The sequence below is a fragment of the Ferruginibacter sp. genome (assembly GCF_014377975.1).
In the GTDB taxonomy this organism is placed as follows: domain Bacteria; phylum Bacteroidota; class Bacteroidia; order Chitinophagales; family Chitinophagaceae; genus Ferruginibacter.
Genome location: NZ_JACMOO010000218.1, coordinates 1 through 24723, shown reverse-complemented (window position 1 = coordinate 24723; position 24723 = coordinate 1). Strand labels below are relative to the sequence as shown.

Sequence of the window (24723 nt, the reverse complement as noted above, 5' to 3'; positions counted from 1 at the left end):
TATATTGATAATAATCTTTTTCATAAAACCATTATTGGTTTATCCGCAGGGTTACTCCTTAATTTGGTAAACAATAATAAAGCGCCTCTTTTACTGGGTCCGCAATTTTACTACAGCGTTACACCTGTAGCCGGCAGCGGGTTATATACTAAAACGCATTATAGTTTTGTAGGAATAAAACTGCAAAAAATACTCAAAAAAAATTAATATACAACTACTGCAACCCTTGTTAGTTAATAGTTGTCACGATGTTTACAAACATACACACAAAACCATTTGCCATGCAAAAAGCTAATTTTTTAATAACCTTTTTAATACTTTTTATCTGCTCATTTATTATGCAGGGGTGCATAAAAGACACCTGCGAAACAAGCCACACATATACATACTATACTCCTGTGTATAAAACAAAAGCGGCTGTAAAAGAAAATATAAAAAGTAATCTGCCAACACAAATTTCAATGCCGGGTAAAATATTTATCAGTGGCAATTACATTTTTTTAAACGAGGTAGATAAAGGGATTCATATTATTGACAATACCGATCCCTCCTCTCCAAAAAACATTGCTTTTATTGACATACCCGGTAATATGGATCTTGCAGTTAAGGGAAATATTTTATACGCAGATGTTTACACCGACCTGGTTGCACTGGATATTTCCAATCCTTTAAATATAACTGCTACAAAATTTATTGAAGGCGTTTTTCCATACAGATATTGGGGAGGCGGATTGGCGGCTGATACCAATATGGTAATTGTAGATTGGCTGAAACGTGATACAACTGTTTATCAGAATTGTTCTAATAATAGCAATGTTGTATATCTTGGTCGTGATGTGTTTTTTCTTTCGGCTTCAGCACAAAATTCGAGTACTAAAGCTACTTCATCGCCGGTTGGTACAGGTGGTTCAATGTCACGTTTTGCTTTAATCAATAACATGCTATACACAGTATCTTACCAGGACCTGAATATTTTCAATATCTCGCTACCTCAAAATCCTGCTTTTGTAAAAAATGTTACTGTCAGTAGCTGGAACGTAGAAACCTTGTTTCCTTTTAAAAATAAATTATTCATTGGATCATCTAATGGAATGTTTATTTACTCTGTTAGTGAGGCCGATAATCCGCAATTGGAAGGACAGTTTGCACATGTAAGAACCTGTGATCCTGTAATTGCAGATGACCAGTTTGCTTATGTAACATTGAGCTCGGGCAGCACTTGCGGCGGCTTTACCAACCAGTTGGATGTGCTGGATATAAAAAATATCAACACTCCGGTTTTGGTAAAATCTTACCCGTTAACCAATCCACACGGTTTATCAAAAGATAAAAACCTGTTGTTTATTTGTGATGGTGCAGATGGGCTAAAAGTATTTGACGCTACGCATGCTGACAAGATCCTGCCACTGCAACAAATTACCGGCTTGGAAACCTATGATGTAATTGCCAGTAATAACGTTGCGCTTGTAGTTGCTAAAGATGGGTTATATCAATACGATTACAGCAACATCAATAACATTCATTTGCTAAGTAAAATATCAATTATAAAATAATGGTTCAGCCATTTATAAACAAGCTATTTGTAACAATAAAAATGACCCGTTTTAATTCACCGTGCCAATATTTTTGAACAATGAAAAGAAAAAGAATTTATCTAAGTGTAACATGCCTGGTATTTTTGCTGTCAGCAAAAAGCCAGCATGTTACAAAAACATCCGCGGCAATTAAATTTCAGAGCAACCTGCAGTCTGGTATTTTAATTGGCCAAAAGGGTAGCAAACCGGCCCTGTCCGTCAATGCAGTGAATGGAATAAAATACTCTACATGGTTTGGCGGAATAGGTGTTGGTATTGATTATTATGGCTTAAAGAGAAGTATTCCTTTATTTCTGGATATTCAAAAAGATATATCGGCAAAATCCAATACATGGTTCTGGTTTGCCGATGCCGGCTACAATTTCCCGTGGTTAATGAACAATGAGAAAATGAAGTTTGTAGAAAAGTACAAAGCAGTTGGAGGCTTGTTTTATGAAGCAGGTGCAGGATATAAATTTACCATTTTTAACAAAACACGTATTGGTCTCAGCGCTGGTTATTCCTATAAACAACTAAAAGAAAAATATACTTATCCATGTGTTTGGTGTGAATTTAATATACCGCCGGACCAGACCAATAAATATCAATACAGGAGAATAGCCATTAAATTTAACTGGTGGCTTTTATAAATGTCAGGTTGCGTTTAATGCCCTTAAATTTACTACGTTTAAGCGGTGAATTTTTAAAGATGAGTTTAAAATTTTCTTCTGTCAGTTCTTCCCAGTCATTGGAAGAAAAATTTAAAATAGCCGGAATTGGAACAAAGTTTATTTCATTGCCTGGCTTACTAAATCGGTTCCAGGGGCAAACATCCTGGCATACATCACAACCAAACATCCAGTTATCAAATTTGCCTTTCATGGTATCTGGTATCAACGCCTCTTTTAATTCAATGGTAAAATACGAAATGCATTTACTGCCGTCTACAACCTTATCGGGCAGTATCGCATCTGTTGGGCAGTTGTCAATACATTTTGTGCAGGTGCCGCAGTAATCTTTTACAAACGCATCATCATATTCCAGTTCCAAATCAACAATCAGTGTAGCAATAAAAAAAAAACTACCACTTTGTTTATTGATAAGGTTACCATTTTTACCCACCCATCCCAGCCCGGTTTTTTGCGCCCAGCTTCTCTCTAATACAGGGGCACTATCAACAAATCCCCGGCCGTTTACGTCTCCGATTTTGGTTTTAATTTCCTGCAACAATTCTTTTAATTTAGTCCGTATCACTTCATGATAGTCATTGCCAAAAGCATATTTTGCAATTTTAGGCGCCGTGGTTCTTTGCTGTTGTTCGGGAAAATAGTTGAGCAATAAAGTGATAACAGATTTTGCACCCGGTACAAGTTTGCGCGGGTCTATTCGCAGGTCAAAATGATTTTCCATATATTGCATAGTTCCGTGCATACCTTTATTCAGCCAGCTTTCCAGCCGTTTTGCATCATCGGTCAGCAACTGTGCTTTTGCGATGCCGCAATGGTCAAACCCCAGCCTGGCAGCAGTTTGTTTTATAATGTCGGTGTAATTTTTTTCCTGAATGCGCACGGGTATTTTTTTACAACACGTTAGTTACAAACGGTCGGTATTTGTTCATCTATACTCTTTTTTATTTCCAGGTATACATCTTTGTTTTGTTCACTTAATAAACTTTTTATAAAAATAATACCTGCATATTCCCGGCATTTATCTACCCAGGGCCAGGTGCCAAATAAGCCCGGACAACTTATCACTGTACTGTTTCCTTTACCATCTGTTTCCTGTATCCATTCACCCAAACCATACTCAAATCCTTCCGCAGTTTTTGGAAAATATTTTTTAGGAATATTGGCGGTTTGTACGGTTTGCATGGTGTTGATAGCAGCTTCACTTAAAATGCGCTTATTTGCAAACATCCCCTTATTTAAAATCATGGATAAAAAATTAATATAATCTTCCGGAGTAGAAATTGCACCTCCCGATGGATTTACCGCATCAGCATCACCGGCAAATGTGCTGTGTTTCATATTCAGCGGCGTAAAAATCCTTTGCTTCATCAATACCTCAAATTTCTTTTTGCTAACCACTTCCAGCACCCTGGCTGCAATGTTTAAACCAATGCCTCCATAAAAAAATGTTGTGCCGGGGTTGGCCGCAATTTCTTTTTTTGCAAACGAATTCACTTCATCTTCCAGCGATTCAAATTTTCGGCGTTCTATTACTTTGGCGATGATGTGTTGGTTATCCGTAATGCCGGTTTGATGGCTAAGGCAATTTCGTATGGTAATGTAAGCTTTCCCATAAGTTTCATAAATGGGCAAATAGGTACTCACCTTATCATCCAGCGAAATTTTTCCTTCATCTACAAAAGTCATTACCAATGATGCTGTTAACCATTTGCTGCAACTGGCTATGGGCGCCTGGCTCTTCATCATAAAATTGCCCATCTCTTTCTGGTACACAATTTGGCCATTTTTCAATACAATGGTAACCACATCCTTACCCAGCGTTTTTTGATTGGCCAATAGAAGTTTATCAACTGAGCTAAAATTATATTGACTTTTTGCAAGCAGACAGAGTTGCAGTAAACTCAATAACAGCATGAGTTTAAGACAGTTTGAGTTGAAAATTTGCGCCATAATTTCCTGTAATTTAATGTGGATGGAGATTTGCTGGTTTTGATAAAGTTATTCGAAATTATGTATTCCAAACGGGAATGATTGATTGAATGACTTATTTAACATCATCGGAATTTTTAGTTTTATAAAGCTATCAGTTTCATTATTGATGATCTATGTGAAACAAATTAATAACTAAAAAAATTTCTGTATATGAATCTTAATAATTTCACCATCAAAGCGCAGGAAGCAATTGCACAGGCACAGCAACAGGCTTTCAATAATAAAAACCCTGCTATTGAAACAGAACATTTACTAAAAGCTTTGTTAAGCGAAGAAGATTCGCCTATTGAGTTTTTGCTAAAGAAAAATAACGTAAACGTAAATTTTGTAGAAACAAAAATTGATGAGGGAATACAGAGGTTGCCCAAAGTACAAAGTGGTGAACCTGCACAATCTGTAAGCAGGGATATGAATAGTGTAGTGCTTAGGGCAACTGGTGCACTTAAAACGTTTGGGGACGAATTTGTAAGCGTGGAATATTTAGTGCTAGCAATTTTGCAGGGAAATGATAATAGTGCCAAGCTGTTGAAAGATGCAGGATTAACCGAAAAAGGATTGATAGCTGCAATCAAAGAGTTGCGGAAAGGATCAACCATATCTTCTCAAACAGAGCAAACCCAGTTTAACGCTTTAAACAAATATGCTAAAAATCTGAATGAAATGGCAAGGGCCGGAAAGTTGGATCCGGTTATTGGCAGGGATGAAGAAATACGCCGCACTCTACATATTTTATCAAGAAGAAGTAAAAATAATCCCATTTTGGTAGGCGAACCTGGTGTTGGTAAAACAGCCATAGCAGAGGGTTTGGCCATACGAATCGTTAATGGAGATGTACCGGAGAATTTAAAATCGAAAATTATTTATGCACTGGATATGGGGCAGTTAATTGCCGGTGCCAAATATAAAGGAGAGTTTGAAGAAAGATTAAAAGCAGTGGTAAAGGAAGTTGCTGACAGCGACGGGGATATCATTTTGTTTATTGATGAAATACATACCTTGGTTGGAGCTGGTGGCGGAGATGGAGCAATGGACGCTGCAAATATTTTAAAACCTGCATTGGCAAGAGGCGAATTAAGAGCCGTAGGTGCAACGACCTTGAATGAATACCAGAAATTTTTTGAAAAGGATAAGGCGTTGGAACGCCGGTTTCAAAAAGTATTGATTGATGAACCAAGTGTGGAAGATGCCATTTCTATTTTGCGTGGTTTAAAAGACAGGTATGAAAGTTACCACCACGTATTGATAAAAGATGAAGCTATTATTGCGGCAGTAGAATTATCTCATCGCTATATTACCGATCGTTTTTTACCGGATAAAGCCATCGACCTGATTGACGAAAGCGCCGCCAAGCTTAGATTAGAAATGAATTCGATGCCGGAAGAACTGGACAAACTGGAAAGGCAAATACGCCAGCTGGAGATTGAAAGAGAAGCGATCAAAAGGGAAAATGATGCTGGCAAACTAAAAGAATTAAATGTTGAAATTGGTAATTTGGCAGTACAAAGGGATACTTTTAAAGCCAAATGGCAGCAGGAAAAAGAAGTGGTTGAAAAAGTACAATCAGCAAAAAGTGAAATAGAACAATTGAAAGCAGCAGCCGAAAAAGCGGAGCGGGAAGGCAATTACGGCCTTGTTGCCGAAATAAGATATGGAAAGGTTCAGCAGCAGGAAAAGATTATCCAGGAGCAAACAAAATTACTGGATGATATCAGTGAAAAGCGCATGTTGAAAGAAGAAGTAGATGCTGAAGATATTGCGGTAAGCGTTGCTAAAGCCACGGGTATTCCTGTAATGAAGATGTTGCAAAGTGAAAAAGAAAAATTATTGCATCTGGAAGAGGAACTTCATAAACGGGTAGTTGGTCAGGATGAAGCCATTGAAGCAGTAAGCGATGCCATACGCCGAAGCAGGGCAGGGTTGCAGGATCCCAAAAAACCTATTGGTTCATTTATTTTTTTGGGTACAACTGGTGTGGGCAAAACAGAGCTAGCAAAAGCATTGGCAAATTATTTGTTTGATGATGACAGTATGTTGACCAGGATTGATATGAGCGAATACCAGGAAAAACATTCTGTGAGCAGGCTGGTAGGAGCACCTCCGGGATATGTTGGTTACGATGAAGGAGGCCAACTAACGGAAGCGGTTAGACGTAAACCTTATAGCGTAGTTTTATTGGATGAAATTGAAAAAGCGCATCCGGATGTATACAATGTTTTACTGCAGGTATTGGATGATGGCCGTTTAACCGATAACAAGGGAAGGGTTGTAAACTTTAAAAATACCATCATCATTATGACAAGTAATTTGGGCAGTCATATCATTCAGGAAAATTTTGAAAAAGTAAATGAATTAAATAAAGAAGAAGTGGTAGAAAGTACCAAAGCGGAAGTAATCAGCTTGTTGCGGCAAACCATTCGGCCAGAGTTTTTGAACCGGATAGATGAAGTAATTATGTTTCAGCCACTGATGAAAAAAGAAATTAAAGGAATTATACTGATTCAGTTGGATAACCTGAAAGATTTGGTTGCAAAAAGTGGAATTCAGCTTGAATTTAGTGACTATGCGTTGGACTATCTTGCTGAAAATGGGTACGATCCTCAGTTTGGTGCAAGACCATTAAAAAGGTTGATTCAAAAAGAAATAATTAATCAGTTAAGTAAACGCATTCTGATGGGGGATATTGATAAAACAAATCCGGTTTTGGTAGATGTTTTTGATGGGATAGTCGTATTTAGAAATGAAGCTGGTTTAGAAAAGAGCAAAGAAAATTCCTTTAAAGTGAGTTAAAGTAAAGTTATTTAAAATAGTATATCAAAATTAAATCTCTGATTATCAACCATGTGGATAATCTGTTAAATAATAATACATGATTGATACGGAAAAAAAGGTAAAAAATATTATCTTCAGGCGCTTACCCAATTTTTCTGATGGTATTTATATTCAAAATAAATACAACAATATCCCCTCAGAGTTGGTTATTATAACAAGTCATATTCCAGGTAAGTAAGGTGGGGTACGACACAAAAATTTAAAAAATATATTATGGCATTCAAAAAAGAGGTGGTAGAAATTATTGAACCAAGAGACGTATTTGTTGGCGACATCAACGCTCCGGTAACATTAGAAGAATTTGGAGAATATGAGAGTGAAGTATGTGCAAAAGCCAACGAAGTTGTTAAACAATTGCTGGAAGAATACGAAGGAAAAGTTCGTTTTAATTTTAGGCACTTCCCCATGACAAACATTCATCAACGCAGCTTAAAAGCAGGCGAAGCGGCCGTAGCAACGGCGCAGGATGGTAAATTTTGGGAAATGCACAATATTCTATTTGCAAACCGCAGAAATTTGGGTACTACCAGTTTAAAATTACATAGCCGGGAAGCGGGTGTACAAAACAAACGCTTTTTAGATGAACTGGTAAATGCTACTTACGGATGGCAGGTTCAGGGCGATATGAGAGAAGGTATAAATCGTGGGGTAAAAGATGTTCCTACATTTTTTGTGAATGGAGAACGTTTTACCGGTAAAGTTACTTATGATGAATTGAGCAAAGCCGTAGAAGCGGCTTTAAAGAAAGTAAAGAAAAAGGTTCCTGCTAAAGTAAAAGCATAATTAAAAGGCCCTGGTAAATTTTACCGGGGCTTTTTGTTTGTATTGCAGATGATTAGGCTTTATTTTATGGCGCCCATACCCAGTACTAAGTTTTCTAAATTATGCTCATTGAAATATACTTTGCAAATGCCGGCGGCTTCAGTAAGTAATTGTTCCATTTTGGGTTGTTTAGTACCCAGTAACTGGTAAGCTTTTTTGTAAGCTTCCGCATCTGATAATTCTGTTGTTTGCTGCAAAGCTTCTTTGATTGCCACTACATGCAAACCGCAGTCTTTTATTTTTCCGAGTTCGGCAATCATCCAGCTCAGGGCATAAAAATAATTTTGTTCCAGCAATAAAAAATTGCTGTTATCACCTGCATCCGGCATTTTGTTAAAAGCCGAGTTGGTTATTTCTTTGGTAAGATACTTTGCAAGCTCTTTGGGCGTATTTTTATTTTTTGACAACTGAATACTTCCACGCAAGGCCTGCGCATAAATGCTTAGCCAGCGAAGTTTACGGCGCAATTCATGCACATCGGATTCTATGTTTTTAAAACTACACCTATCAGTCAATACAAACTCTGTAATGGTATAAATTGTTTTTCCGTAAAATTCATTGATAGCAGCTACTTCCGGTTCTTCTTTTAACCAATCAGCACTGGTTAGTTTTTTCTGTATTTTTTTTATGCGGCCGTTGTCTGCCGATAACCATTCTTTTTCAATAAGTATTTCATTGAGGCTTTGTATTTTTTCTCTTGTTAAAGCCTGCAGATAGCCGATAATTGCTGCAGGTATTTTTTTATTCTTACTTAAGTCTTTTGCAATATTATCGTAATAATCAATCGCCCCCAGGGTATCTTCCAGTAATTTAAAATGTTCTTTTAATTTTGTAAATTTCTTTTTGTTATTTATTGAAATATACATTTTAGCCAGTCCTTCCAGCATAAATAATGGTGTACGGGCATCATTATTATATAGCCATAATGCAGGATTTTTTTGTTTTGCAGCTTTATCAAACAGGCTTTGTAATTTAGTAAGATAATATAAAAATCTTGCTGGTCCTTTTATCATGATAGAAATTTTTACCGGGTAAATTATTTAAAATACGATCTGTTATAAACACAAAAAATACATAGATTTATCGCTCAAAAAAAGCCACTGTACCACCAACCCAGTTTTTATCTTTATTATAACGGGTCCCAATCATTTTACCTTTACTAAGCCGGGCAAGGTTATGCACAGCTATTGGCCTGGCCCATTCTTTTTTCCAAAAATAAAATAACCTTATTTCTGCTTTAGCAGGCTGGTCGGGCGTTTCAATAACATCAGCATATTTTACTTTTCGTTGTAAAATCCAGTTTTCGGGGTCAGTTATTTTGATGATATCTTCTTTGGTAACATCAATAAGCACACCCATTCCTGCAAAAGAAAATAAAGGTTTCAGTACATAATTTTCAAGATCGGCAGGAGTTTCTTCTAAATCCTTTAAATAAAAAGTTGGAGGAACATAAGGATTATCAATCAGGGGTAAAGTGTATTTACTGATGCGGTAAAACCAGTTGGGATGTGGGATCCATTCTACGTCCCAGGGGCGTGTGATATCAATAATTTTATCTGTAAAGTTTTGTTGATGAAGATCGTCAAAAATAAGCCGGTTGTAAATTTTTTTGACAGGTATTTTTTTTCCGTCAGCTTCATAAAACAATTGATTTCCTTCGCCAATCAGCTTGGTAAGGCAAACAGTTTTTATACCCAGTAAATCTTCTGTACAATAAAAATCAATCCTTGTTTTTTGATGCTCCGGGTAAATTTCCAGCAGGATAACATTTTCCCGATTGCAATCGCTTACAATAATTTCCTGTAGCAATTGCAGGTAAGTTGTTTCTGTATAGCCGTTTAAATAGGCATCGTATGTATTGGGTACCTCTGCATACAGTTTGCTGATGGCGGTATGAAAAGCCTGGAAGGCAAACAGGGTAGGGAATCCCTGCATTTCAATTAACTGCGGTTCCAATGCACCAGTGCTGTTTTCGCAAATACCAAAATCAAAAACTATAAATTCAGGATGATCTTTTTCACCACCTTCAATTGCATCAATTGGTATTGCTTTTTCAGTAAGTGCTTTAAAGCCAGGTTGAACCAGTACGTCAACAATGTCTTCACAGGCATCCAGCATTTTTTGTGTAAAATCTTTAGGAATAAAAATGGGTGTTTCTGCAATTCTAAATTCTAATGTTCCGGGATGAAGATTTTCTATTTCCTGCAAATAAGCTGCATATTTTTCTTGTGAAAAATTATCATTGAAGTGCTGTCTTAATTCTTTCTGCATTGTGAAAATTTTGATAGTTATTGCTTACAAATAATCATAATACCATAGTGTGTCATTGATAACAAAGAATTATACCTCTACCGGCTGTAAACCCTGTACTGCTATTTGTAAAAAATTTGGCAGTATGTGCTCGTAGGTAAAAATAATTTTATCAGGATCGTTTAACTGTTCAATCATGCTGGCCCATTTTTCCTGACCGTAATTTTCAACAACAGTTTTCTTTTTTTCTTCTGTCTGAAGATACATGCTCATCCCAACAGCATCAGCTTCCGGATGAAATTGGGTACCAATCATATAATCATTAAACCGCACCGCCATAATGGCTCTTTCCAGGTGTATGTGAGGACGTTCTTTTTCAATGGCAAGAATGGTAGCACCCATTTCAATCATCGCATTGTGCCTGGGTTCAACTACCTGATAGTCCCTGCTGTCAACAGCATAAAATGGATCTTTCATTTCATCAAAAACAATTTCTTCTTTACCATCCTTTAATAAGTGAACGGGAAAAACGCCAAAGGAAGTACTTTTTCGCTGGCATACGTTGCCGATATTATAATGCCTGCAGGCTAATTGAAAAGAGTGGCAAATAAGAAATACGTATTTTTTTTGAACATTCCCCACGTTGTTGTTCCATTTCTCAACGTGATGAAGCCAATTAAAATAAATCTTTTCCCATTCACTGCCTTCACTATCTAACGGACTGCCAGGGCCACCGCTCGAAATAAAAATATCATACGTAAGATCGGGTACTTCATTTTTTTGTCGCACATCAAATTCATCCCACAAAAGGTCAAGGTTATTAATATCACCAAACTGATTTAATATTTCACGAATGCAACGCATTCCCTGGTTAGTCACCCCTTCATATAAATCAAGTATTGCTATGCGAAACTGCTTTTTTTCTAATAAATACATACCGTAAAATTAATACATTTTTCCCAGACGGATTTTTCGCCAGGTGCAATGGTAGTACCGAATATATCTTCATTATATTCCCGCTAAAAAATTACTGTGTATATAATCTACCACATCAACAAGGTTGTTGGTTTGTTCATATACTTTTAGTTGCCTGTCCGCACCGGTTCCCTGCTCCAGCATATTGTGTACATAATTAATGGCGTGGCGGCTGCCGAGTTGCGGTACCACATCATCAATAAAATCGAGTAATTCATAAATCAGCACCCTTGTATTTACTTCAGTTTCCTTACCAAAATCAATCATGCTTCCTTCAATACCATACCGGCTGGCACGCCATTTATTTTCGTTTATCAGTGCCCGTGAGTAGGTCATAAAATTAAGATTCTGGCTGCGCAGTTTATACAGCTTTGCGCACAATGCCTGAAAAAGTGCAGCAATGGCAATTGTTTCCTGCACCGTAATCGGAATATCGCAAATGCGAAATTCTACGGTGTTAAAAAAGGGATGAACCCTAAGATCCCACCAGATTTTTTTTGCATTATCAATACAGTTTGTTTTTACCAGTAGTTTTATATAACTCTCATAAGCTTCAATGCTTTCAAAATAGTCTGGTATCCCGGTACGGGGAAATTTATCAAACACTTTAGTACGATACGATTTATACCCGGTTTTTCTGCCTTCCCAAAAAGGTGAGTTGGTGCTTAGTGCATAAATATGCGGTAAAAAATATCGGGCCGAATTGGCGATGTGAATGGCCATTTCCCGGTTCTCCATACCAACATGCACATGCAATCCAAAAATAAGATTGCTGCGGGCGGCTTCCTGTAGTTCGTTTACAATTTCATTATAACGGGCATGGTCTGTTATCAACTGGCTTTCCCAATGGCTGAAAGGATGTGTACCGGAAGCACCCAATTGTAAACCTAAACTTTCACCAATACTACTGATGGTTTTACGAAGTGTAGATACATCCATAAAAGCTTCATCAATATCCTGACAAATATCTGTGCCTACTTCAACAACCGCCTGGTGCATTTCTGCTTTTACTTTATCCTTAATTAATTTATGTCCCTCCTGAACAATTTTTTGTTCATGGCTTTTAAGCTCTCTTGTGTGTGGATCAAGCACCATGTATTCTTCTTCAACACCAATTGTAAAACTTTTGTATGATAAGCTCGCCATTTTAATTAATAATTAAGAATTGATAATTTTTTCAATTTTAGCAGTCTTTTAAATTGGTTGTAGTATAATGGATTGGTAATTTTAATTGTTTAACTAATGAACACTTTTACAGTTTAAAATTCTATCCATAAAAAAGAGATTGCTTTGAGGCACTGCGTTTAATGTATTCGCCCCAGGTTAAATTATCTGCTCCATCATTTTGTTCCTGTGCTTTTTCAATGGCAAATGTTGCGGCCGTTTCCACTACCCATTCAAAATTTTCTTCGCCCACGCTTGTTCTTTCTGCATCAGGAGCAGGGTTGCAAAAATCAATGGCATAAGGTATCCCGTCTTTTAAAGCCAATTCAACCGTGTTGAAGTCGTATCCTAAATAATGATTGATACGCAGCACAATATCGGTCATCATTTTTAGTTTTTCTTCCGAAGGGTTAAAATCGGCTACATAACGCAAGGCATGGGGGTTGCGTGGTTCGTAAGACATGATGCGTACATATTTGCCGCCAATGCAATAACAACGATAATACTCTTCAAAAATTATTTCTTCCTGCAACATCATTACCAGCTCGCCCGTTTCGCTGTGTTTATTAAAAAAATCTTCTTTATCTGTAAGTCGATAAACGCTCTTCCAACCACCGCCGGCAAAGGGTTTCATGTAAGCTGGGAAACCAACATAATTAAAAATACCTTCCCAGTCAAGTGGGTAAGCAAGATTGCTGAAAGATTCTCCTGTTGTATCAACCGGCAAATCTCTTGAAGGTAAAATAACCGTTTTAGGAACGGGAACATTTATCTTGGTTGATAAACAATTATTAAAAAATTTTTCATCCGCACTCCACCAAAATGGGTTATTTATTACTGCTGTTCCGCACAAGGCCGCATTTTTTAAATAGGCTCTATAAAAGGGTATGTCCTGCGATATTCGATCTATAATTACCGCAAAACCAGTGCTTTCACCCTGTATTACTTTATCTATTTTAAGCGGCTCTGCAATAATGCCTGCAAAATTTTTACTGTTCACTCTTTGTACAAATGCTTCTGGAAAACTTCTTTCCTTTCCATATAAAATACCTATTTTTTTCATAATTGATTTTTAAAAAAAAGAATGATTGTTGGAAAACGGCGTATAAATAAATTTAATAAACTCAATTTATTTTTTTCGTTTGAATTTACCAAATAATACTTGCCACCTTGTTTGGTTGTAACTGGTAATTATTAATTGACCAGGCAAACAGCATGTTGAAAATTGCCATCACTAAAAGTTCCCGCTCTTTGCTTATTTTTGAAGCTATGCCACATAGGAAAACTACCGGGGTTATTGCTGAACACCATGTTATTAAATCAGCTTTTTTAAAAAGAGAGGTGAAGGTAGATTGTTATTTGCCGATGGAGGCAGGTTCATTTACTGAAATTAGTTTGTTATTAATTAATGATGGGCAAGACCTTGTTACAATGCATTTTCAACACTTGCTCAAGGAGCTGTATGATCACAATGAGATTACACCGTTAATGTGTGTTGGCTTGCATTGCGGGCACGATAGAAAGAATGAATATGCTACTGCAAAAATAGCAGATTATAAAGGCCGCGGAACAAAGGCTGCATTACATGATCAGTTTGTTTTTGAAGAACTGTTGCCCTTTCTTCGTACAAGGTATTCGATGTATTCTTTTAAAGAAAAATCTTATGCAGGTTTTTCATTGGGCGGATTGAGTGCATTGGATATTGTTTGGAATTATCCGCAGGAGTTTACAAAAGTGGGCGTGTTCAGTGGCTCACTATGGTGGAGAGATAAGGACCAGGATGCGGATGATTTTGATGAATCAAAAAACCGCATCATGCACCGGCAGATACGGGAAGGAAAGTATGCTTCCTGGTTAAAATTTTTTTTTGAAGTGGGCACACAGGATGAAACAGCAGACCGTAATAACAACGGCATTATTGACGCTATTGATGACACTATTAGTTTGATTGATGAATTAATAAAGAAAGGGTATAGCCAGAAAAGTATTACCTACCTGGAACTACAGGATGGAAGACACGATGTACCTACCTGGGCAAGAGCGTTACCTGTTTTTTTATTATGGGGGTGGGGGAAGCAAGTTATAAGTGATGAGTCATGAATTATCAGTTGTAATGCCGGGGCTTTAATGCTTTCGGTATTTAAAGGAACAGGGGCAAAAGACATCAGGAATTTAAAAGCAAAACCTTCACTGTAATGAGGTGAAGGCTTTACTTTTAAAGCTATTTAATTTCTTTATAAAAAGTCTTGAGGTTGAAAGCCTTATAACTCATCATTTTTAACTCATAACTATTTTAAACGCTCATCTCTGTAAAATATTTATGAAAATACGGAATGGTTTCTATCCCTTTATAATAGTTTTCCAGGTTAAATTTTTCGTTGGGGCTATGCAGGTTATCACTGTCTAAACCAAAGCCCATAAATACTATTTTGATGCCCAACTCTTTTTCAAACAAAGCACAAATGGGGATGCTTCCACCACCACGTACAGGAATCGGTTTTTTACCAAATGTTGTTTCTATGGCTTTGGCTGCGGCCAGGTAAGCGGTGCTGGTGATGGGGGTCATGTAAGGTTCGCCGCCGTGGTGTTCAAAGGCACTAACGGTAACGGTGGGTGGCGCAATTTTTTTAAAATGCTCCAGCAACATCGCTGTAATTTTTTCTGACGATTGATTGGGTACCAAACGGGTTGAAATTTTTGCGGTAGCCTTGCCGGGTAACACTGTTTTTGCACCTTCGCCCTGGTAACCACCCCAAATGCCGTTCAGCTCTAAGGTTGGCCGGAGGCCTGTTCTTTCAATCGTACTGTACCCCTTTTCACCCCATAATTCCTTTATCCCCAAATCATCTTTATATTCTTTTTCATTAAAGGGTGCTTCTGCCATTAATTTTCTTTCTTCCAAAGTAGCATCAACAACATCATCATAAAAACCAGGTATGGTAATATGGTTGTTTTCATCATGGCAACTGGCAATCATTTTAGCCAATATAGTTATAGGGTTGGCAACAGCGCCACCGTATACTCCACTGTGCAGGTCGCGGTTAGGGCCTGTTACTGTCACTTCAATATAACTCAAACCACGTACACCTATGTCAATGCTGGGTGTATCCAGACTAATCATGGAAGTGTCACTTATCAAAATTACATCTGCCTTTAATACATCTTTGTGGGTAGCAACAAATTTACCCAGGCTTGGAGAGCCAACTTCTTCTTCACCTTCAATACAAAATTTAATATTATTGCCAAGGGTGTTGGTTTTTATCAATGTTTCCAGTGCCTTTACGTGCATGTATACTTGTCCTTTATCATCACAACTTCCACGGGCAAAAATTTTACCATCAATAATTACCGGGTCAAAAGGCCCGCTCTTCCATAGTTCCAGCGGCTCGGCGGGCTGTACATCGTAATGGCCATATACCAGTACCGTTGGTTTATTGGAATCAATTATTTTTTCTGCATAAATAATTGGATGGCCTTCCGTAGGATAAATTTCCACTTTGTCAACACCAGCTTCCAGTAAGCGATGCTTCAATACTTCTGCACATTGTACCATATCGGCTTTATTCTCTGCTTTTGCACTGATGCTTGGAATGCGCAACAGCTCCAGCAACTCATTTAAAAACCGATCCTTATTTTTATCCTGGTACTCTTTCCAAACTTGCATAACAATGATATAATTTAGGTAAAAGATATTTTTTATAAAAACGAAAGTAAGTTTTATAGCATTTGAAAATGCATTGTGTAAAACAAAAAGAATTGGTAATAAAAATAAAATCAACGTAAAACAACATTACAACCACTATATTCGTTTTCACGATTGCATTTCCAATTTATCAGCCTTTGCTATAGTTGCCTCATTCAGCAGGCTTCTATTGCAAAGGCTGAGCCAATTCAGGCATCACTGGTTTTTCGATGAATACTTTACATGCAGTGCATGTTATCATATTTCCATGCAAAAATACCCGCTAATAAAAGCGGGTATAAAAATAAATGTTGCCATTTAGCGATTAATCTTTTTTATTTTAAATACTATTGAATCTTTCTGAAACCGTTTTCCAGTTCAGCAACTTCCAAAAGCAAGTAATATAATCAGCCCGGCGATTTTGATATTTCAGGTAATACGCATGTTCCCATACATCCAAACCCATTAAAGGAAAACCTTTTACTTCTGCAATATCCATTAAAGGGTTATCCTGATTGGGGGTGGAAATGATGGATAATTTTTTATCTGCTGTGGATATCAACCAGGCCCAGCCACTGCCAAACCTTGTGGCGGCGGCTGTTGTAAATTGCTTCTTCATTTCATCCATTGAGCCAAAGCTTGCATTAATGGCCGCTAATAGTTTGGCATCTGGCTGCGTATTGGCATCAGCCGATAATAACTTCCAGAACATTTCATGATTGTAATGACCACCGGCGTTGTTGCGCATTTTTACAGAATATTTAGAAATTTTAACCAGCACATCTTCCAATGGTTTTGTGGTATCAACACCTTCTGCCACGGCGGCTTCTTTTACATTCTTACTGTATGCGGCGGCATGTTTGTTGTAATGAATGTCCATGGTTAAGGTATCAATTAGGGGTTCCAATGCATTGTAAGCATACGGCAATGGTTGCTGATCAAAACTCGTTTTTAATGGAGACAGAATGCCTTCAGCCTTTATTTTTCCTGAGGCTGCCATTGCGCCCAATGAGGGTAGTGTTATTAATGTTCCGATACCTGCCAGGGCAGATTGTCCGATAAAATTTCTACGGGATGATTGTTTCATGATAAATAATTTATTGTATGAATTTAGCTAAACTATTGTTTGCGGTTTAATTTATTAATAACGGGGTTAAAAAATAAGCGGATATTTTTAAAAATCCAGAAATAAAATTCTTTATTAAATAAGGCAGAGTCGTGCATGGCTTTATAAGTTAAAAACATTCCCAGCGGTGTTAAAACCAGTACAGCCAGCCACATGCCAACTAATGGGGTAGTCATATTTTCTTTTACAAATTTCTCGCCAAACATATTCAGCAGGTGAAAAATAAGAAAGAAAAGTATCGCCACTACCAGTGGCATGCCCAATCCACCTTTGCGTATAATGGAACCAAGTGGAGCCCCTATAAAAAATAGCACAAGGCATGCCAGTGACAAAGAAAATTTCCGGTGCCATTCAATTAACCCAACCTTTATTCCATCCCGTTTTGAATCCATATCGTTGCCAACAATCTGGTAACTGTTTTTTAAGGAGTATGCTATAGTCAGGGCACCCTCGTACACTTTAATTTTTACCGAGTCTGGCAGGGTTGCTAAAACAAAGGATGTATCCACTTTTACAGCCGGTGCTCTTTTCCAGATATCATCCCGCAGATTTACATAGTGTAACTGGTTATTGACTTCCCTATTTAATTTTGTGCCAAGGCTGTCTTTTTGTTTTCGAATACTGTCAATTGTTCTGTCGAGCAAACGAATACTGAGCATTTTATAATCATTTTTAAAAACGGTATCGGAGGTATTCATCATTTGCAGGGAAGAAATATCAAACAATTTTTTGTACTCTTTAAATCCCATGCGGATAAATTCCGTACTGGTATCCATTGAGTTGCCACGCTCCTGGTATCTATTGCCATTTTGCAGTGTAAACTCAAGGTATCTTTTATCGGCAGATAATTTCATTGTTCCCTTTTCTGCAATGATACTGTTGTCTTGTAACTGGCTCTGCTGTTCATATATTACTACATTGTGTATGGTTTTTCCATCCGCATCTTTTTTACCTATTTTTATTGCATAGCCGGGAATGTGCTTGTAAAAAGTACCAGGTTTTAAATCAAGTGCCGGCTTTTTAAAGGCAATATCATAATAAATAGTTTTAAATTTTAAGTTGGCATACGGAATAACATAGTTTGCAAATAGAAACGTAATACCGCAAAGCAAAAGAGCCACCCATATTAAAGGCCGCATAAAACGCAACAAAGAAATGCCCGCAGATTTTATGGCTACCAGTTCAAAACTTTCACCCAGATTGCCAAAAGTCATGATAGAAGAAATGAGTATGGCGATGGGCATTGTAAGGGTAAGCAACGAAGCGCTGGCATACCATAAAAACTGTCCGATTGTAAAAAGGTCAAGATCTTTACCCACCAGGTCGTCAATATATTTCCATAAGCTTTGCATCATCAGTACAAAAAAAGTGATGAAGAACGTTACAATAAACGGTCCTGCAAATGACCTGATAATGAGTTTGTCTAATTTTTTTATCATCCCAATCCGCCGGCAGGCGAAGCTTTAATAAGTTATTTGTACCTTGACCATCCTGATGATGAACGAAACAAAAATAACGCTTTCTGCCAAGGAACTTGAATTGGTTTGCAACACCGAATGGATTTTAACTAAACATAACATTATTCAAAAAGTAATGGTACTTTTTAGCCAGGCATTGGCAGGGATGCAACAGCAAATAATTGATCAAAAAAATAATTTGCCTGCAGCAATATTCTTAAAAGATCCAAAAATTTCAAAAGGCGAAAACTATAAAAGCCTTCCTTATGTGATGCTGGATTATCCACGTTATTTTGAAAAGGAAAATACACTGGCAATACGTACTTTTTTTTGGTGGGGTAATTTTTTCAGCATTAACCTTCAATTGGCTGGAAAATATAGAACACAGGCTGTACCTAACTTACAGGCAAATTTTTTAATGCTTCAGCAAAATAATTATTGGATATGTATCAACAACAAACCGTGGGAACATTCTTTTGAGGAAGATAATTTTTTACCCATTCAGCAACTTACCAGGGATCAGTTTACCACGATACTTAAGAGGGAATCATTTATAAAAATAAGCAAAAAGCAATCACTACAGCATTGGGATACTGCATTACTTTTCATTGAGCAATCTTTTGAAGAAATGTTGAAGTTGCTGGAAAATTAATTACCTAACCTGTGAAAAAGATCTTTTACCTGATACTCCCATAACTGGCTCTGATCTTTAAGATCTTTCTTCTCTGCAAAGTCTTTAATAATCAAAATTGTTTGGTTGGTAACTTCTGATTTTTCAATGCTGAATTCAAAATACTCGCTCTTGGGCATGTGCAACCAATGAAAACGGATATATTTATTTTCTTCGCCTTCCATTAATTCGGCTTGTTCATCTTCAGCGCCATTCCACGAAAAACTAAATATTCCATCCCGCTCATCTACCTTGTCAGCAAACCATTCCTGCAATCCGGCAGGGGTACTTAAAAATTCATACAAAATACCGGGAGAGCATCTAACCGGGTATTCTAACGTATATAATGCTTTCTTACTCATCCAATTTTTTTAAATCTGCTTTGTATAACTGCAATAATAACAAAATAAATGAGGTAATTAGATAATTTCTTAACTATTTTTTGTTACTAAATTATTAGTGCAGGTTTAAACAGCAAATTCATACAGAAAAAAAATGCGCTTTTCACAAATTCTTTTTGGTAACATATTACAAATACCATAAATTACGTTTAACAAAATATGTTCTTTTAAAACGTTCTGTATTTTAACTTTTAACCACCTAAAACAATCTGTACTATGAGTATGCGTCAGCTCAAAATCACGAAATCGATTACGAATCGTGAAAGCCAGAGTTTAGAAAAATATTTGCAGGAAATAGGAAGGGTAGCATTAATAAGCCCCGAAGAAGAAGTAAAGCTGGCTATCAGAATAAAGCAGGGAGATCATGCCGCACTTGAAAAATTAACCAAGGCCAATCTGCGTTTTGTGGTATCTGTTGCCAAACAATATCAAAACCAAGGTCTTACTTTACCAGATGTAATCAATGAAGGTAATCTTGGGTTAATTAAAGCAGCTCAACGTTTTGATGAAACCCGTGGATTTAAATTTATATCGTATGCGGTATGGTGGATAAGGCAAAGTATTTTACAGGCACTTGCAGAGCAATCCAGGATTGTACGCCTGCCATTAAATAAAGTGGGGCTTACCAACCGAATCAGCAAGGCCTTTTCCCAATTAGAACAGGAATATGAAAGAGAACCAACGGCAGAAGAACTGGCGCTGTTGCTGGATTTGGAAACAGAAGAAGTAGCGGCCTCACTGAATGCCTCGGTAAGGCACGTAAGTATGGACCAGCCCTTTGGAGATGGAGATGAAAGTTCGTTAATGGATGTACTCGAAAATCCCAATGCAGAAAGTACAGACATGCACATGGCCTTTAGAGTTTCGCTGGCTACAGAAATAGACCGGTCTTTAAGTACCTTAACCGAAAGGCAAAAAGATGTGATCCGTTTTTTCTTTGGTATTGGGGTAGACCATGCATTAAGCCTGGAAGATATAGGAGCACGATTTCATTTAACCAGGGAAAGAGTTAGACAGATAAAAGATAAAGCCATCACCAAATTACAGGTAACTTCGCGTTGTAACCTGTTGCGTACTTACCTGGGAGAATAAAATTTTCATACATTTACACATCATTAGTGAACTTTTGGGTTCACTTTTTTTATATTAAAACGTTCATAAATAAATACAAAAAGATGTTTAATTCTCTTAGTGAAAAGTTGGAAAGTGCCCTTAAAAATATTAAAGGCCAGGGAAGAATTACTGAACTTAATATTGCCAATACCGTAAAGGAAATTCGCAGGGCATTGGTAGATGCGGACGTAAATTATAAAATTGCAAAAGAATTTACAGACAGCATCAAAGAAAAAGCGCTGGGCGAAAAAGTATTAACTGCTGTAAGTCCGGGCCAGTTAATGGTAAAGATTGTACAGGATCAGTTAACCGAATTAATGGGCGGTACCGAAAGCGAATTCAACATCAGTGGTAACCCCGCTATTATTTTAATTGCAGGATTGCAGGGTAGTGGTAAAACAACTTTTAGCGGTAAATTAGCGCTCTATCTAAAAACTAAAAAAGGTAAATCGCCCTTGCTGGTAGCAGCCGATATTTACAGGCCTGCGGCCATTGATCAACTGGAGGTGCTGGGCGGGCAAATTGGAGTAGATGTATTTAGTGAACGGGAAAATAAAGATGCGGTAAGTATTATACAAAATGCCCTCAAAGAAGCCAGAGCAAAAAATAAAAATGTAGTTATTATTGATACGGCCGGACGCTTGGCCGTAGACGAAGTAATGATGAACGAGGTGGCCAATATTAAGGCAGCGTTTAATCCTCAGGAAATTTTATTTGTTGTAGACAGTATGACCGGCCAGGATGCTGTAAATACAGCGGCAGCCTTTAATGAACGCCTTGATTTTAGCGGAGTGGTTTTAACCAAGTTAGATGGCGATACAAGAGGTGGTGCCGCATTGTCTATTAAATATACCGTAAATAAGCCAATTAAGTTTGCCAGCAATGGTGAAAAGATGGACGCACTCGATGTGTTTTATCCCGAAAGGATGGCACAGCGTATCTTAGGCATGGGAGATATTGTAAGCCTTGTTGAAAAAGCACAGGAACAATTTGATGCAGTGGAAGCTGCCAAACTGGAAAAAAAGATTCGAAAAAATCAATTTGATTTTGAAGATTTTAAAACCCAGTTGCAGCAGATTAAAAAGATGGGTAACCTGAAAGACCTGATGGGGATGATACCCGGTGTGGGTAAACAAATAAAAGATGTAGATATTAATGATGACGCTTTTAAAGGTATTGAAGCGATGATAAACTCAATGACTTTGCAGGAACGCCGTAACCCGGATATTATAAATCCTAACCGTAAATTACGCATTGCCAAAGGCAGTGGAAAAGACATTGCAGAACTGAACCAGTTTTTAAAACAATTTGAGCAAATGAAGGGCATGATGAAAATGATGAACAAAATGCCGATGGGTAAAATGCCTGGCATGGGAAAAAGGTAAAGTTATTGTGAACAATATTTTAAAGCCAGTTTGCTGCAGCGGGTTGGCTTTTTTTAGATGGTTTTGTGTTCTATTTTCTGCTGAAATTATAGTAATATTTTTTCAATTATTATTATTGATAGCACGTGAACATTTTTGTTACAAAAACATTTTCTTTTTTTAAAATCAGATGTATACTAAATTTTATTTTAAGAAAAAAACTAAAAAATAAATCCTTGAAAAAGAATTTTATTTTTTAGATCTGAAAATTGTGGCTCTAACAATTCTATATGTATAAAACCTCCGGATAAGTTATTATTATTTTTATAATCAACCTGGCAACAAATAAATTGTCATCAGGATGAACAATAAAATCACAGTCATGTAGTTAATGATAAATAAATACAGCCAAAAGGGTTAATCAGTACAAATACTATTTATTTGGGGGAAAAAGTATATAACTTTTGGTCATAGAAAATAGATGGAATTATTAATACCGCTATGTTACATAATTCATATTCAAAGCAATAGTTTGTTTATTATTCCTTTTTTCACTTTTAAAGTGACTCTATGAAAAAATTTTTATCCTTTTTGTGTTTACTTTTTTTTGTACATCTGGCCAAAGCCCAAATTACCACTTCCGTTTTAAAAGCCAATTTCGGCATTGAAGGAGACCTAAAGAGCAACTATTTTAATTTAGCCCCATTTCCCGGAGAAGATGACTGGTTTAACAATGGCGATGCCGGGTTAGGAGAATTTGTAATTGATACTACTGGTGCTGCTGCTATTGTTGCGGGCTATACTACCCTCCTTTCTACTACTACCAGTTCTTTAACAAGGGGAATGAGACAGATAATTTATAGCGTTGTTAATAATAAATTGTTAATGGATGCAAATTTTACAAGAGACTATCATGGAAATGATTCAACTGTATTTGCATCAGGCAGTAACAAAAATGGTATGTCCGCTGCGTTGTGGAATCCCTCAATTCAAAGTATTCCTAATAAAAATGACATATTGGATGCTTTTACACATGTTAGACGGGACGGCCCTAATCCTTCCGATTCTTTATGGATGTTTGGAGGTCTTTCCATAGAAAATACCACAGGTAACCGGTATTTTGATTTTGAATTATTTCAGACAAATTTTTCATACAATGCCAACTCACAAACTTTCTCGGGTTATGGTTCTGATGCTGGTCATAGATCATGGGTATTTGATGCAGCAGGTAATATTGTTACTCCCGGCGATATAATTTTTACTGCAGAATTTAGCAGTTCCGGTTTAACGCTTATTGAGGCAAGGATATGGATAAATAGCGCTTCTTTAAGCATTGTTCCAAATGCTTTTAGTTGGGGTGGAGCTTTTAACGGTGATGGTGCCGGAGCCGTATTTGGATATGCTAATATTTTACCAAAAACAGCAGGCGCTTTTTATACGGGTATACAAAATAGTGCGCCTACCTGGGCTGGGCCATTTGCTTTGTTAAGAGGTGATAATGCTGTGGTTACAAACTATATAGCGGGGCAATTTATGGAGTTTTCTGTTAACCTAACCAAACTTGGCATAGACCCTGCATCTTACGGTAATGCCTGCGGAGCGCCCTTTAAAAGTGTGTTAATAAAATCAAGGTCATCTACTTCTTTTACTTCAGAACTAAAAGACTTTGTAGCACCGTTTCAATTGTTTAATTATAGCAACGTGAGGGCAACTTCGATGATAACTTATTTTTGTGGTAAAATGCCACCTACCATTATCCATGTAGTAAACCCTGTTTCTACCTCAATCTATACATGGTCAACTACTGATGGAAATATTATCTCGCCGGCAGAAAATGATTCAGTTACGGTAAATGCACCGGGCACTTATTATGTTACTCAGAAATTAAATGCTGCATGCGCTCCCTTAAGCAAGGATTCGTTAAGGATATTGTTTGATTCGTCTTGTTTGATTTTAAACACAGGCATTACAAAATTTACAGTAACAAAAAACAATGGTAATGCTGTTATAGCCTGGCAGGCCAGCAACAATGAATTAGCATTGAAATATGTAGTAGAATACAATAATTACGACCTGGTTTTTCATGAAATGGCTAACCTGCCTGCAATACAAAAAACTGGGATGGCAGAGTACGTTTTTAGTGAACCAACGCAAAGCCTTCGCAAAGTTTTTTACAGAATAAAAATTATTCAAAAAAATAATGCCATAAAATACAGTAACACCATTTCAGTAAACTCAGAAAAGGCAACGAAAAAAAATACATTGATATTTCCTAATCCTGTGCAGGGTGAAGCTTTCCTGTCGATAGAATCATCCGGCAAAACAATGGTAACCATTTATTTATCTGATATGACCGGACGCCTTATCAGCACTTTAAAACTGCCGGTAAAGCAGGGTAACAACCTGTTGTCGCTTCATGAATTAACCAGGCAAACAGGCATGTATCTAGTTAGAGTTAAAAGTATTGATGGCGAAACCACACAGCAGTTAGTTATAAAAAAATAATTTACACTACTCATTTTAACCCGATTTTTATTGCTTTTTATACAAATACCAGTCAATAACTTTTGGTATTTGTATGGATATTTTTTTATAAAGTCAAAGTAAGAATGATT

The 24723-nt window shown here is 37.1% G+C and carries 22 protein-coding genes; 11 read left to right on the top strand and 11 right to left on the bottom strand.

Translation table 11 applies throughout. From position 1 onward, the window contains the following. The 3 genes from H7254_RS12040 to H7254_RS12030 form a co-directional block, all read left to right on the top strand. Positions 1–207: hypothetical protein (locus H7254_RS12040; RefSeq protein WP_301933197.1), on the top strand; the 207-nt coding region annotated here is incomplete at its 5' end. 74 nt (positions 208–281) lie between these two features. Then, positions 282–1553, top strand: a complete 1272-nt coding sequence (locus H7254_RS12035) for an LVIVD repeat-containing protein (RefSeq protein WP_301933196.1) — start codon at positions 282–284, stop codon at positions 1551–1553. Between the two features lie 80 nt (positions 1554–1633). Beyond that, the gene (locus H7254_RS12030) at positions 1634–2224 is read left to right on the top strand and encodes a hypothetical protein (RefSeq protein ID WP_301933195.1); all 591 of its coding nucleotides are present in this window, start codon (positions 1634–1636) and stop codon (positions 2222–2224) included. Here H7254_RS12030 and queG read toward each other — a convergent pair. Both queG and H7254_RS12020 read right to left on the bottom strand, forming a co-directional pair. Then, the gene (queG, locus tag H7254_RS12025; RefSeq protein ID WP_301933194.1) at positions 2205–3143 is read right to left on the bottom strand and encodes a tRNA epoxyqueuosine(34) reductase QueG; all 939 of its coding nucleotides are present in this window, start codon (positions 3141–3143) and stop codon (positions 2205–2207) included. The genes H7254_RS12030 and queG overlap by 20 nt on opposite strands. Positions 3144–3163: 20 nt before the next feature. Then, positions 3164–4177 (bottom strand): serine hydrolase, encoded by a 1014-nt coding sequence (locus H7254_RS12020; RefSeq protein WP_301933193.1) that lies wholly within the window; start codon positions 4175–4177, stop codon positions 3164–3166. Positions 4178–4405: 228 nt separating this feature from the next. Here H7254_RS12020 and clpB point away from each other — a divergent pair, with 228 nt between their 5' ends. The 3 genes from clpB to H7254_RS12005 all read left to right on the top strand — a co-directional run bounded on the left by clpB (position 4406) and on the right by H7254_RS12005 (position 7867). Further along, entirely contained in the window at positions 4406–7042 is a 2637-nt protein-coding gene (gene clpB, locus H7254_RS12015; protein WP_301933192.1) for an ATP-dependent chaperone ClpB, read from the top strand. A gap of 79 nt (positions 7043–7121) precedes the next feature. After that, positions 7122–7262 (top strand): hypothetical protein, encoded by a 141-nt coding sequence (locus H7254_RS12010; protein ID WP_301933191.1) that lies wholly within the window; start codon positions 7122–7124, stop codon positions 7260–7262. A 35-nt stretch (positions 7263–7297) separates the two neighbouring features. Continuing rightward, positions 7298–7867 carry a thioredoxin domain-containing protein gene (locus tag H7254_RS12005; protein ID WP_290335845.1) on the top strand — a complete coding sequence of 190 codons (570 nt, stop codon included), beginning with the start codon at positions 7298–7300 and terminating at the stop codon, positions 7865–7867. A gap of 59 nt (positions 7868–7926) precedes the next feature. Here H7254_RS12005 and H7254_RS12000 read toward each other — a convergent pair whose 3' ends face one another. The 5 genes from H7254_RS12000 to H7254_RS11980 form a co-directional block, all read right to left on the bottom strand. After that, positions 7927–8919, bottom strand: coding sequence for a hypothetical protein (locus H7254_RS12000; protein WP_301933190.1), 993 nt, complete (start codon positions 8917–8919; stop codon positions 7927–7929). Between the two features lie 67 nt (positions 8920–8986). Then, the gene (locus H7254_RS11995) at positions 8987–10177 is read right to left on the bottom strand and encodes a hypothetical protein (RefSeq protein ID WP_301933189.1); all 1191 of its coding nucleotides are present in this window, start codon (positions 10175–10177) and stop codon (positions 8987–8989) included. A 69-nt stretch (positions 10178–10246) separates the two neighbouring features. Continuing rightward, the gene (locus tag H7254_RS11990; RefSeq protein ID WP_301933188.1) at positions 10247–11092 is read right to left on the bottom strand and encodes a type 1 glutamine amidotransferase; all 846 of its coding nucleotides are present in this window, start codon (positions 11090–11092) and stop codon (positions 10247–10249) included. A 72-nt stretch (positions 11093–11164) separates the two neighbouring features. After that, entirely contained in the window at positions 11165–12277 is a 1113-nt protein-coding gene (locus H7254_RS11985) for a carboxylate-amine ligase (RefSeq protein WP_301933187.1), read from the bottom strand. A gap of 121 nt (positions 12278–12398) precedes the next feature. Then, complete coding sequence (locus tag H7254_RS11980; RefSeq protein ID WP_301933186.1) at positions 12399–13358, bottom strand: RimK family alpha-L-glutamate ligase; 960 nt, start codon at positions 13356–13358, stop codon at positions 12399–12401. Positions 13359–13510: 152 nt separating this feature from the next. On the opposite strand from H7254_RS11980, the gene H7254_RS11975 reads away from it, so the two are divergent. Continuing rightward, positions 13511–14395 carry an esterase family protein gene (locus H7254_RS11975; protein WP_301933185.1) on the top strand — a complete coding sequence of 295 codons (885 nt, stop codon included), beginning with the start codon at positions 13511–13513 and terminating at the stop codon, positions 14393–14395. Between the two features lie 193 nt (positions 14396–14588). On the opposite strand, the gene H7254_RS11970 is transcribed toward H7254_RS11975, so the two are convergent. From H7254_RS11970 to H7254_RS11960, 3 genes are all read right to left on the bottom strand, one after another. Beyond that, positions 14589–15959, bottom strand: a complete 1371-nt coding sequence (locus H7254_RS11970; protein ID WP_301933184.1) for a dipeptidase — start codon at positions 15957–15959, stop codon at positions 14589–14591. A 358-nt stretch (positions 15960–16317) separates the two neighbouring features. After that, positions 16318–17064 (bottom strand): superoxide dismutase, encoded by a 747-nt coding sequence (locus H7254_RS11965; protein WP_301933183.1) that lies wholly within the window; start codon positions 17062–17064, stop codon positions 16318–16320. A gap of 32 nt (positions 17065–17096) precedes the next feature. Beyond that, positions 17097–18542 carry an LptF/LptG family permease gene (locus tag H7254_RS11960; RefSeq protein WP_301933182.1) on the bottom strand — a complete coding sequence of 482 codons (1446 nt, stop codon included), beginning with the start codon at positions 18540–18542 and terminating at the stop codon, positions 17097–17099. Between the two features lie 55 nt (positions 18543–18597). Here H7254_RS11960 and H7254_RS11955 point away from each other — a divergent pair, with 55 nt between their 5' ends. After that, the gene (locus tag H7254_RS11955) at positions 18598–19212 is read left to right on the top strand and encodes a hypothetical protein (RefSeq protein ID WP_301933181.1); all 615 of its coding nucleotides are present in this window, start codon (positions 18598–18600) and stop codon (positions 19210–19212) included. Here the strand turns inward: H7254_RS11955 and H7254_RS11950 are convergent. After that, positions 19209–19592, bottom strand: a complete 384-nt coding sequence (locus H7254_RS11950; RefSeq protein WP_301921741.1) for an START-like domain-containing protein — start codon at positions 19590–19592, stop codon at positions 19209–19211. The genes H7254_RS11955 and H7254_RS11950 overlap by 4 nt on opposite strands. A 261-nt stretch (positions 19593–19853) precedes the next feature. Here H7254_RS11950 and H7254_RS11945 point away from each other — a divergent pair, with 261 nt between their 5' ends. The 3 genes from H7254_RS11945 to H7254_RS11935 all read left to right on the top strand — a co-directional run bounded on the left by H7254_RS11945 (position 19854) and on the right by H7254_RS11935 (position 24613). Beyond that, on the top strand, positions 19854–20723 hold the full coding sequence (locus H7254_RS11945; protein ID WP_301933180.1) for an RNA polymerase sigma factor RpoD/SigA: 870 nt from the start codon (positions 19854–19856) through the stop codon (positions 20721–20723). Between the two features lie 83 nt (positions 20724–20806). Continuing rightward, entirely contained in the window at positions 20807–22129 is a 1323-nt protein-coding gene (gene ffh / locus H7254_RS11940) for a signal recognition particle protein (RefSeq protein WP_301933179.1), read from the top strand. A gap of 549 nt (positions 22130–22678) precedes the next feature. Next, complete coding sequence (locus H7254_RS11935; protein ID WP_301933178.1) at positions 22679–24613, top strand: T9SS type A sorting domain-containing protein; 1935 nt, start codon at positions 22679–22681, stop codon at positions 24611–24613. Positions 24614–24723 lie beyond the last annotated feature (110 nt).

Excerpts from the sequence above, each read along its gene's own strand:
- H7254_RS12035 (WP_301933196.1), top strand. The coding sequence starts at position 282 with ATGCAAAAAGCTAATTTTTTAATAACCTTTTTAATACTTTTTATCTGC.
- H7254_RS12030 (WP_301933195.1), top strand. The coding sequence starts at position 1,634 with ATGAAAAGAAAAAGAATTTATCTAAGTGTAACATGCCTGGTATTTTTG.
- H7254_RS12020 (WP_301933193.1), bottom strand. The coding sequence starts at position 4,177 with ATGCTGTTATTGAGTTTACTGCAACTCTGTCTGCTTGCAAAAAGTCAA.
- clpB (WP_301933192.1), top strand. The coding sequence starts at position 4,406 with ATGAATCTTAATAATTTCACCATCAAAGCGCAGGAAGCAATTGCACAG.
- H7254_RS12010 (WP_301933191.1), top strand. The coding sequence starts at position 7,122 with ATGATTGATACGGAAAAAAAGGTAAAAAATATTATCTTCAGGCGCTTA.
- H7254_RS12005 (WP_290335845.1), top strand. The coding sequence starts at position 7,298 with ATGGCATTCAAAAAAGAGGTGGTAGAAATTATTGAACCAAGAGACGTA.
- H7254_RS12000 (WP_301933190.1), bottom strand. The coding sequence starts at position 8,919 with ATGATAAAAGGACCAGCAAGATTTTTATATTATCTTACTAAATTACAA.
- H7254_RS11995 (WP_301933189.1), bottom strand. The coding sequence starts at position 10,177 with ATGCAGAAAGAATTAAGACAGCACTTCAATGATAATTTTTCACAAGAA.
- H7254_RS11990 (WP_301933188.1), bottom strand. The coding sequence starts at position 11,092 with ATGTATTTATTAGAAAAAAAGCAGTTTCGCATAGCAATACTTGATTTA.
- H7254_RS11985 (WP_301933187.1), bottom strand. The coding sequence starts at position 12,277 with ATGGCGAGCTTATCATACAAAAGTTTTACAATTGGTGTTGAAGAAGAA.
- H7254_RS11980 (WP_301933186.1), bottom strand. The coding sequence starts at position 13,358 with ATGAAAAAAATAGGTATTTTATATGGAAAGGAAAGAAGTTTTCCAGAA.
- H7254_RS11975 (WP_301933185.1), top strand. The coding sequence starts at position 13,511 with ATGTTGAAAATTGCCATCACTAAAAGTTCCCGCTCTTTGCTTATTTTT.
- H7254_RS11970 (WP_301933184.1), bottom strand. The coding sequence starts at position 15,959 with ATGCAAGTTTGGAAAGAGTACCAGGATAAAAATAAGGATCGGTTTTTA.
- H7254_RS11965 (WP_301933183.1), bottom strand. The coding sequence starts at position 17,064 with ATGAAACAATCATCCCGTAGAAATTTTATCGGACAATCTGCCCTGGCA.
- H7254_RS11960 (WP_301933182.1), bottom strand. The coding sequence starts at position 18,542 with ATGATAAAAAAATTAGACAAACTCATTATCAGGTCATTTGCAGGACCG.
- H7254_RS11955 (WP_301933181.1), top strand. The coding sequence starts at position 18,598 with ATGATGAACGAAACAAAAATAACGCTTTCTGCCAAGGAACTTGAATTG.
- H7254_RS11950 (WP_301921741.1), bottom strand. The coding sequence starts at position 19,592 with ATGAGTAAGAAAGCATTATATACGTTAGAATACCCGGTTAGATGCTCT.
- H7254_RS11945 (WP_301933180.1), top strand. The coding sequence starts at position 19,854 with ATGCGTCAGCTCAAAATCACGAAATCGATTACGAATCGTGAAAGCCAG.
- ffh (WP_301933179.1), top strand. The coding sequence starts at position 20,807 with ATGTTTAATTCTCTTAGTGAAAAGTTGGAAAGTGCCCTTAAAAATATT.
- H7254_RS11935 (WP_301933178.1), top strand. The coding sequence starts at position 22,679 with ATGAAAAAATTTTTATCCTTTTTGTGTTTACTTTTTTTTGTACATCTG.